This is a genomic window from Kitasatospora sp. NPDC127121, from assembly GCF_042677305.1.
GTDB lineage: Bacteria > Actinomycetota > Actinomycetes > Streptomycetales > Streptomycetaceae > Kitasatospora.
Genome location: NZ_JBHXTQ010000009.1, coordinates 131,255 through 139,693 on the forward strand (window position 1 = coordinate 131,255; position 8,439 = coordinate 139,693).

At 74.3% G+C, this 8,439-nt stretch carries 6 protein-coding genes and 1 pseudogene; 3 read left to right on the forward strand and 4 right to left on the reverse strand.

The window, feature by feature from the left end; genetic code table 11:
* Nucleotides 1–42 precede the first annotated feature (42 nt).
* The 4 genes from ACFVHI_RS08020 to ACFVHI_RS08035 all read right to left on the reverse strand — a co-directional run bounded on the left by ACFVHI_RS08020 (nt 43) and on the right by ACFVHI_RS08035 (nt 5,254).
* Nucleotides 43–1,263 carry an ROK family protein gene (locus ACFVHI_RS08020; protein WP_380336814.1) on the reverse strand — a complete coding sequence of 407 codons (1,221 nt, stop codon included), beginning with the start codon at nt 1,261–1,263 and terminating at the stop codon, nt 43–45.
* An 18-nt stretch (nt 1,264–1,281) separates the two neighbouring features.
* Nucleotides 1,282–1,824 (reverse strand): GtrA family protein, encoded by a 543-nt coding sequence (locus ACFVHI_RS08025; RefSeq protein WP_063347839.1) that lies wholly within the window; start codon nt 1,822–1,824, stop codon nt 1,282–1,284.
* A 67-nt stretch (nt 1,825–1,891) separates the two neighbouring features.
* Nucleotides 1,892–4,288 carry an endopeptidase La gene (gene lon / locus ACFVHI_RS08030; RefSeq protein WP_380336816.1) on the reverse strand — a complete coding sequence of 799 codons (2,397 nt, stop codon included), beginning with the start codon at nt 4,286–4,288 and terminating at the stop codon, nt 1,892–1,894.
* Nucleotides 4,289–4,456: 168 nt separating this feature from the next.
* Entirely contained in the window at nt 4,457–5,254 is a 798-nt protein-coding gene (locus tag ACFVHI_RS08035) for a rhomboid-like protein (protein WP_380336819.1), read from the reverse strand.
* A 562-nt stretch (nt 5,255–5,816) separates the two neighbouring features.
* Between ACFVHI_RS08035 and ACFVHI_RS08040 the strand changes: the two genes are divergently transcribed.
* From ACFVHI_RS08040 to kgd, 3 genes and pseudogenes are all read left to right on the forward strand, one after another.
* Entirely contained in the window at nt 5,817–6,554 is a 738-nt protein-coding gene (locus ACFVHI_RS08040) for a response regulator transcription factor (RefSeq protein ID WP_063351140.1), read from the forward strand.
* A gap of 92 nt (nt 6,555–6,646) precedes the next feature.
* On the forward strand, nt 6,647–7,777 hold the full coding sequence (locus ACFVHI_RS08045) for a cell wall metabolism sensor histidine kinase WalK (protein WP_063347842.1): 1,131 nt from the start codon (nt 6,647–6,649) through the stop codon (nt 7,775–7,777).
* Between the two features lie 282 nt (nt 7,778–8,059).
* Nucleotides 8,060–8,439, forward strand: a pseudogene (kgd, locus tag ACFVHI_RS08050) (multifunctional oxoglutarate decarboxylase/oxoglutarate dehydrogenase thiamine pyrophosphate-binding subunit/dihydrolipoyllysine-residue succinyltransferase subunit); the annotation flags it as partial.

Sequence of the window (8,439 nt, forward strand, 5' to 3'; positions counted from 1 at the left end):
GGCCGCCCGGCCGGGGGCTCGGGTGCGCCCCGGGCCGGGAGGTCAGCCGCCGGCGAGCCGGCCCGGGTCCGCGACGACGGCCCGCACCACGCCCACCGCGGCGCCCAGCAGCGGCCCGCGCCGGCCCAGCCGGGACACCGTCAGCCGCTCGTCCGACCAGGGCCGCACCGTCACCCGGGCGGCCAGCTCGGCCCGCATCGCCGGCAGCAGCCAGGGCGCCAGCCGGGCGTAGCCGCCGCCCAGCACCACCTCGGCCGGGTCCAGCAGGTTGACCGCCCCGGCGGCCGCGATGCCCAGCGCCGAACCGGCCCCGGCCAGCACCGCGAGGGCCGGCTCGTCCCCGGCCCCGGCCCGCCCGGCGAGCAGCGTCACCCAGTCGCCCCGCGCGCCCGCCGGCCCGGCCGCCCGCAGCACGGCCGCCTCCCCCGCGTACTGCTCCAGGCAGCCGTGCGCGCCGCAGGCGCAGCGGTGGCCGTCCGGGTGGACCGGTACGTGGCCGAACTCGCCCGCGTAGCCGCGCGCCCCGCGCAGCAGCCGCCCGCCGACCACGATCGCCGCGCCGACGCCGGCCTCGGCCGACACGTACAGGAAGTCCTCCGGCCCGCCGCCCAGCCACCGTTCGGCCAGCCCGCCCAGGTTGGCCTCGTTGTCCGCCTCGACCGGCAGCTCGGCCAGTTCGGCCGCGCCGGCCGCGCGCAGCGCCGGGCGCAGTTCGGCCGCCAGCGGGACGTCCCGCCAGCCCAGGTTGGCGGCCCGCTGGAGCACCCCGCCGGAGGTGCCGACCAGCCCGGGGACGGCCAGGGTCAGCCCGGCCGGGCGCAGGCTCGCCTCGGCGACGGCCGCGTGCAGCAGTTCGGCGAGGTCGGCCATCACCGCGGCGGGCCGGCGGCCCCGGTTGCGGACCTCGCGGCGGCGCCAGGTCCGGACCTCCCCGCTCAGGTCGACCACGCAGGCACCGAGGTGCTCCACCCCGATCTCGGCGCCGAGGCCGCCGGGCCCGAGCGGGTTGAGCCCGAGCGCGGTGCCGGGGCGGCCGACCTTGCCGCTGGGCGCGGCCGGGCCCTCCTCGACGACCAGGCCGCCGGCGATCAGCTGTTCGGCGAGCGAGGAGACGGCGGCCCTGGTCAGTCCGGTCTCGGCGGCCACCTCGGCCCGGGAGCGCGGGGCGCGCGCGATCACCCCGAGCACCAGGGCCAGGTTGGCCCGGCGCATCCCCTGCTGGCTGGCGGGCCCGCTCCGAACCGCGTCCGGTTCCCCGCGCATAACCCTCACCTCACGGCCTTATGGGGCATCCCGTGGCATCTCGGGTGCAGCGTAACCGGGTTCGTACCTCGGGTGCGCCCGTTCGGCGGGCCGGGTGAAGACCCACCGCTGCATCGCCCAGAAGCGGAACAGCATCGCGGCGAAGGTGCCGACGACCATCCCGCTGAGGAAGTCCGCGGTCTCCTGGACGAACGGGCCGACGTACGGCTCGCGCAGGTCCAGGGCGTAGCGGGAGAGTGCCAGCGGCAGGTCGTTGACGGCGATCGCCATGGCACTGACCAGGAAGAACAGCAGTGCCTCGCGCGGGTGCCCGGCCGTCCGGAAGGCCCAGCGACGATTGAGCACGTAGGAGACGACGGTCGAGATCACGGTCGCGACCGTCAGCGCGACCACCGGCTTGTGCTCCAGCACGGTGAACTTCAGCTCGAAGTCGGTCACCGTGGTGAGCACGAAGCAGGCGCCGCCGACCAGCAGGAACTTCACCAGCCTGCGGTGCCGCACCAGGAACGGACGCAGCCGGGCCGGCACCCGGGCCAGGGCGCGCTGCGTGGGGGACGGCATCTCCGCAGTGTGGCACGCGCAGACGCCGTCCTCCCGTCGATCCTCCCGCCGACCCGGCGCGGCCGGGTCAGGCCGCCGCGGCCAGGACCTTGGCCGGCTCCAGGGCCAGCTCCAGCACCTCCCGCACGTCCGCCACCGGGTGCACGGTGAGCCGCTCCAGCACCTCGGCCGGGACGTCGTCCAGGTCGGCCTCGTTGCGCTTGGGGATGATCACCGTGGTGACGCCGGCCCGGTCGGCGGCGAGCAGCTTCTGCTTCACCCCGCCGATCGGCAGCACCCGCCCGGTCAGCGACACCTCGCCGGTCATCGCCAGGTCGGTGCGGACCTTGCGGCCGGACAGCAGCGAGGCGAGCGCCGTGGTCATGGTGATGCCGGCGCTCGGCCCGTCCTTGGGGACGGCCCCGGCGGGGACGTGCAGGTGCACGCCGCGGTCGCGCAGCGAGGTGACCGGCAGCTCCAGTTCGGCGCCGCGCGAGCGCAGGTAGGAGAGCGCGATGTGCGCGGACTCCTTCATCACGTCGCCCAGCTGCCCGGTGAGGGTGAGCCCGGTGCCGCCGGTCTCGGCGTCGGCGAGCGAGGCCTCGATGTAGAGGACGTCACCGCCTGCGCCGGTCACGGCGAGGCCGGTGGCCACGCCGGGGACGGCGGTGCGCCGCTCGGCCGGCGCCTGGGCGGCCTCCGGCACGTGGTGGGGCCGGCCGATCAGGGCGCGCAGGTCGTCCGGGCCGATCGCGGCGGGCAGTTCGCGCTCGCCGAGCTCGGCCTGGGCGGCGATCCTGCGCAGCACCCGGGCGATCGAGCGCTCCAGGTTCCGCACGCCGGCCTCCCGGGTGTACTCCCCGGCCAGTCGGCGCAGCGCCGCCTCGTCGACGCTGGCCTGCTCGCCGCCCAGTCCGGCCTTCTCGCGCTGGCGCGGGAGCAGGTGGTCGCGGGCGATGACGACCTTCTCGTCCTCGGTGTAGCCGTCGAGGCGGACGAGCTCCATCCGGTCGAGCAGCGCCTCGGGGATGGCCTCCAGCACGTTGGCGGTGGCGAGGAAGACGACGTCCGAGAGGTCGAGCTCGACCTCCAGGTAGTGGTCCCGGAAGGTGTGGTTCTGCGCCGGGTCCAGCACCTCCAGGAGGGCGGCGGCCGGGTCGCCCCGGTAGTCGGAGCCGACCTTGTCGATCTCGTCGAGCAGGACGACCGGGTTCATCGAGCCGGCCTCCTTGATCGCCCGCACGAGCCGGCCGGGCTGCGCGCCGACGTAGGTGCGCCGGTGGCCGCGGATCTCGGCCTCGTCCCGGACGCCGCCGAGCGCGACCCGGACGAAGGTGCGGCCCATGGCGCGGGCCACGCTCTCGCCGAGCGAGGTCTTGCCGACGCCGGGCGGGCCGACGAGTGCCAGCACCGCGCCTCCGCGCCGGCCGCCGACCAGTCCGAGCCCCTGGTCGGCCCGGCGCTTGCGCACCGCGAGGTACTCGACGATGCGGTCCTTCACGTCGGCGAGGCCGGCGTGGTCGGCGTCCAGCACGGCGCGGGCGCCGGCGATGTCGTACGCGTCCTCGGTGCGCTCGTTCCAGGGCAGCTCCAGGACGGTGTCCAGCCAGGTGCGGATCCAGGGGCCCTCGGGGGACTGCTCGGAGGCCCGCTCCAGCTTGTCGACCTCCTTGAGGGCCGCGTCGCGGACCTTCTCGGGCAGGTCGGCGGCCTCGACCCGGGCGCGGTAGTCGCCCTCCTCGTCGGCCGGGTCGCCGTTGAGCTCGGCCAGTTCCTTGCGGACGGCCTCCAGCTGGCGGCGGAGCAGGAACTCCTTCTGCTGCTTGGCGACGCCCTCCTCGACGTCCTTGCGGATGGTGTCGTTGACCTCCTCCTCGGCGAGGTGGTCGCGCAGCAGGGTCAGCGCGTACTCCAGGCGGGCGACCTGGTCGGCCTCCAGCAGCACCTTGAGCTTCTGCTCGGCGGTGGCGAAGGGCGCGTAGCCGATGTTGTCGGCGAGCTCGCCGACGCCCTCGATCTGGGCCACCCGGTCGACGATCTGCCAGGCGCCGCGCCTGCGCAGCCACTGGGTGGACAGCGCCTTGTACTCCTTGACCAGCTCGGCGGCCCGGCCGGCCGCCGGGGTGTCCACCGAGGACTCCCGGAAGGGCGTGGTCTCCACCCAGAGGGCGGCGCCGGGGCCGGTGGTGCCGGCCCCGATGCGGACCCGGCGCACGGCGCGCACCAGCGCGGCCGGCTCCCCGTCGGCCAGCCGGCCGACCTGCTCGACGGTGGCCAGGGTGCCGACCGCCGCGTACGAGCCGTCCACCCGCGGGACCAGCAGGACCTGCGGCTTGCCGGTGCCGGTGGCCGCCGCGCGGGCGGCCTCGACCGCGGCGCGCACCTCGGTGTCCTTCAGGTCCAGCGGGACGACCATGCCCGGCAGGACGACCTCGTCGTCGAGCGGCAGCACGGGCAGGGTGAGCGGTGTGGACGTCGATGCCATGATCTCTCCCCAGTCAGTGAAGTTGAGTCGACCTGACTAAGGCCTGGCGTGCGCCGGATGTTCCCGGGGCGGTGTTCGCCGTGAGCGAACAGGAGGAGGGTGCGGAGCGAACGGAGGGAGGGCGCGGGAAGCGCCGTCAAAAGCACGTAAGAGCGGCACCCGGAAGGGTCAGCGCACGTCCAGGACCGGAGCGCCGCCCGGCGCGGGCGAGGAGCCCGCGGCCGGCGCCTCGACCCGGCGCGTCCGCGGCTTCGGCCGCGGCCGTCGGGCCTGGGCCCGGCGCAGCCAGCGCCACAGCGCCACCCCGGTGAGCACCGCGGCGGGGTGCCCCACGGCGGTGACCAGGTCCCGCTCGGTGAGGATCTGCTCGGCGATCAGCAGCCCGGCGCCACCGAGCGCGACCAGCCGCCCGCGCCACGGCAGCAGCCCGGCCACCGCACCCAGGCAGGTGAGCACGCCGTAGCTGACGCCGATGTCCAGGTAGTCCAGCGCCGCGGTCTCCATCCGCCCGGTCTCCACCGCGGTGATCACCACGCCCTGGGACAGCAGCGTGGCCGTGACGTGCCCGATCGCGAAGACCGCCGCCGCCCGGGCGGGACCGATCCGGCGCTCCAGCGGCGCGAGGGTGACGGCGAATCCCCACAGGTAGGGCATCCACACCTCGCCGGCCACCCAGAAACCGCTGAGCAGCAGCGCGCGCAGGGGGTGCTGCAGAAGGTTGTGGCCGTCGGAACTGGAGGCCTCCTGCAGCCGCTGCACGAGTTCCGGATCGGCGAGTTTGGCAAAGGTCGTGGTGGCGCCCACCACGGCGAGATAGCCGAGGGTGAAGGGGTTTCGCCGGGGTGTCGGCACCCGCGCCAGCAGCCACTCGACGACGCCGGTGCGCAGACCGTGCCGGAGCATGCCGTACGGCGGGCCGGCGGGCGACGCCCCGACCCGTCCGGCACCTCGCCGCAGTCCAGCCATGCCGCCCTCCGCTCCACGCCGGCAGCCACCGGCCCCTCACCAGGTGCCCAACGTACCGGCGCGCGCCGCGGATCCCGCCCTGCGGGGCGTTGTCGTGGCCACGTTACGTCGAGGTTCTGAGAGGCATCTGAGAAAAGCCGGTGAAGACCGTCAGGAAACCGGTCGACCGGATTCCTGATATTGGTCCAGACCTTCTTCCGGCGGGCGCACCGGCAGGGGCTCTGACCGGCGACTTGGCGTCAACTCGACTGCATACGTACCGTTACGCAGAGAAAAATCGCCGGGTAAGGTATCGGCCCGTGCCCACTCGTGCAGTGGGCTCCGAGGGCGGCCCGACAGCCGGCCCACGGGCCGGAAACGTCCGGTCCACCTGCCGGGAGGCATCCGCTGTCCGTACGCTGCGAAGTGCGCGGGAGAAGTGGGCGGGCGACAATCCGCCCGCCGACCCGCACGCACGACGGGACGGCGGACCCGGCACAGTCCACGACGGAACAAGACTACGAGCGGAGCCCGCCATCCCCACAGGTGGCCGGCCCGCAGCCCTGGGGGCGGTGGCGTGACCGTGACAGAACTTCAGCAGGACAACAACCACAGCGGCGGCACGGTGAGCAGCCAACGCAGAGTGCTGGTGGTGGAGGACGAGCCGACGATCGCGGAGTCGATCGCGGCCCGGCTGGGCGCGGAGGGCTTCAAGGTCGCCGTGGCCCACGACGGGCCGGGCGCGGTCGACGGCTTCCACACCTGGCAGCCGGACCTGGTGGTCCTCGACATCATGCTGCCCGGCTTCGACGGCCTTGAGGTGTGCCGCCGGATCCAGGCGCAGCGCCCGGTGCCGGTGCTGATGCTGACCGCGCGCGACGACGAGACGGACCTGCTGGTCGGCCTCGGCGTGGGCGCCGACGACTACATGACCAAACCGTTCTCGATGCGCGAACTGGCCGCCCGGGTCAACGTGCTGCTGCGCCGCGTCGAGCGCGCCCAGCAGGCGGCCCGCACGCCCGCGCTCGGCTCGCTGCGCTTCGGCGAGCTGGAGATCGACCACGTGCAGCGCCGGGTCCGGCTCGCCTCGGGCGACGTCCACCTGACGCCCACCGAGTTCGACCTGCTCGCCTGCCTGGCCGCGCAGCCGCGCGCCGTGCTGACCCGCGAGCAGCTGCTGGCCGAGGTCTGGGACTGGACGGACGCGTCCGGCACCCGCACCGTGGACAGCCACGTCAAGGCGCTGCGCCGCAAGATCGGCGCGAGCTGGATCCGTACCGTCCACGGCGTCGGGTACGCGCTGGAGGCCCCGCTCTCCTAGCGGCGAGCCTCGGGCGACGGGCCTCCGGGGGGCCCGTGTCCCGAACTGCCGCGCACCACGCGGGGGACGTACGCGGGGATCACAGGGGACCAATGACCTTTCCACAGCAACGCAACGGGGACACCGGCGGCACGCGGTCGCAGACGCTGGCCGCCCGCGCCGCCCGCCGGGTCTGGGCCGACATCAGGCCGCTCGACCCGGTCCGCTCGATCAAGGGCAAGCTCGCCCTGCTGGTGATCGTCTCCGTCTTCCTGGCCACCGGCATGGTGGTCGTGGCGATCCGGTCCGAGACCCAGATCCGGATCATCATGGTCTTCTCCATGATCGCCTCGCTGCTCTTCATGCAGTTCCTCGCGCACGGGCTGACCGCCCCCCTGCGCGAGATGACGGCCGCCGCCCGCGCGATGGCCTCCGGCGACTACAGCCGCCGGGTCGAGGTGAACTCGCGCGACGAGATCGGCGAGCTGGCGACCACCTTCAACCAGATGGCCGCCGACCTGGGGGCCGCCGACCGGCACCGCCGCGAGCTGGTCGCCAACGTCTCGCACGAGCTGCGCACGCCCATCGCCGCGCTGCGCGCCGTGCTGGAGAACGTGGTGGACGGCGTCGTCCAGCCCAATCCGGCGACCCTGGGGGCCGCCCTGGAGCAGACCGAGCGGCTCGGCCGCCTGGTCACCCACCTGCTGGACCTCTCCAAGATCGACGACGGCGTGGTCGACCTGGACGCCCGCCCCTTCGAGGTGCGCGAGTTCCTGGACGGCGTGCTGCGCGGGGTCACCGTGGACGGCGCGACGGCCGGCGGGGCGTTCTCCCGGCGCGGCGACGTCCGGCTGGCGCTGGAGGTCAGCCCGACCGGCCTGACCGGCGTGGCGGACCCGGAACGGCTCCACCAGGTGGTCGCCAACCTGGTCGACAACGCCTGCAAGCACTCCCCGCCCGGCGGCACCGTGACGGTGCGCGCGCGGCCCGACGGCGGGCCCGGCGGCCTGCTGCTGGAGGTCGAGGACGAGGGCCCGGGCATCCCGCCGGCCGACCGCGGCCGGGTGTTCGAGCGGTTCAGCCGCAGCGGCACCGCGACCGCCCAGGGGCCCGGCTCGGACGGCGGCACCGGCCTCGGCCTGGCCATCGCCCGCTGGGCGGTGGACCTGCACGGCGGTCGGATCGCGGTCGCCGAGTCGCCGCGCGGCTGCCGGATCGAGGTCCGGCTGCCGGGGCAGCGCTGAGGGTCGGATGTGTCACAGAAGCGACACAGACGTACACGAAGATCATTGGATGATCTACATGCGCCTTTGTCCGGTTTTGCCCGGATATGCCCTATGGGTGGGCGCGATCGCTTCCCCTCAGATACGGCTTTCTAACGCACATTTTCAGCCAAACTGCAGGTCAGGACTGTGATCTGGGCGACGCCTGGGGCCCGGGGACTGCGCGATCACTGGTCAGGGGCGTAGCCTTAATCCCCGCTGTCCAAACATCCCAAAAGGAAGCGGAAGAGGGCGGTTGCCGCCGTGTCGCCACAGTCCCCTGAAACCCCCAATAGCTCGGCTAGCTCCACTGGCTTCGGTCCCAATGAGTGGCTCGTCGATGAGATCTACCAGCAGTACCTCCAGGACCCGAACTCGGTCGACCGAGCCTGGTGGGACTTTTTCGCCGACTACAAGCCCGGTACCGAGGTGACCCCAGTGACCCAGGCCGCGACCCAGGCCGGCCCCACGCCGACCCCTGCCGCTGCCCCCGCGCCCGCTGCTGCTGCTCCGGCCGCGACCGCCCCCGCCGCACCGGCCGCCCCGGCCGCTCCGGCGCCGACCCCCGCGCCGCTCGCCGCAGCTCCCGTCGCGCCCCCGGCTCCGGCCCCGGCCCCCAAGGCCGCCGCCCCGGCCCCTGCGGC